The following is a 695-nucleotide window of genomic DNA, read 5'->3' as shown; positions in this document are numbered from 1 at the left end:
TGGCTATTTGTGAATCCACGCCAAGTCATCGTGGTGCGCAATTGTGTCATCGCTGTGTCAGTGACTTCTCCGACGACTGCTTTCGCGCCACGTCCGCCAGTGGCGACTTCGAGTCGGCGACGGCAAGGCCTTCTCACGGATGTACCACATCTTCTCGTCCACGACGACCTCGGCTTGATTGCGGGTAGCGCCATAAGCCGAGACGCCGTGCGCCTTACCGCGGTCGTTGTAACGCAACAGCGTACGGCCACCGACCTTGGCATGCGCATCGGCGTGGGCCCGCGCACCGTCACCGCCATCGAGCACGGTGCTCCCGAGGTGGCGATCGGCACCCGTGTTCAGCGCGGCGTCGGTACTCAGCGCGCCGCTGTTCGCAGCGAGCGACGACAAACTGGCGCGGCTGCGTCGCCGGGGTGAGGAACGGGTGGCGTTGATCCCGTCGCGCGAACACCACCCGCGCTTGACCGGAGGCGACAACGATGCCGGCCTCGACTTCTGAGACACACCGCGACGATGTCTTCGTGTGGGTGTGGCTGCCTGGGCAGCGTGAGCCGGTCGTCGCCAGACGGGGCTTTGGACGCAGCTATCTGAACCGCCCCCGACGCCATCAGCCTGTACACGCCGGAGATCCCACTAATTGCATATAATGAGATACATGCCTGCGCGGAACCCTGACATCAGCGAACACACCGAAG

At 63.9% G+C, this 695-nt stretch carries 1 protein-coding gene; it reads left to right on the top strand.

Going from position 1 to position 695, the window contains the following annotated elements; genetic code table 11:
- Positions 1–334 precede the first annotated feature (334 nt).
- The gene (locus F6Q13_RS18870; RefSeq protein WP_293059774.1) at positions 335–499 is read left to right on the top strand and encodes a hypothetical protein; all 165 of its coding nucleotides are present in this window, start codon (positions 335–337) and stop codon (positions 497–499) included.
- Positions 500–695: the final 196 nt, after the last annotated feature.

Origin of the sequence: Mycobacterium sp. (assembly GCF_008709575.1) — a bacterium.
Lineage (GTDB): Bacteria > Actinomycetota > Actinomycetes > Mycobacteriales > Mycobacteriaceae > Mycobacterium.
This window is presented reverse-complemented; position numbering and strand designations above follow the sequence as displayed.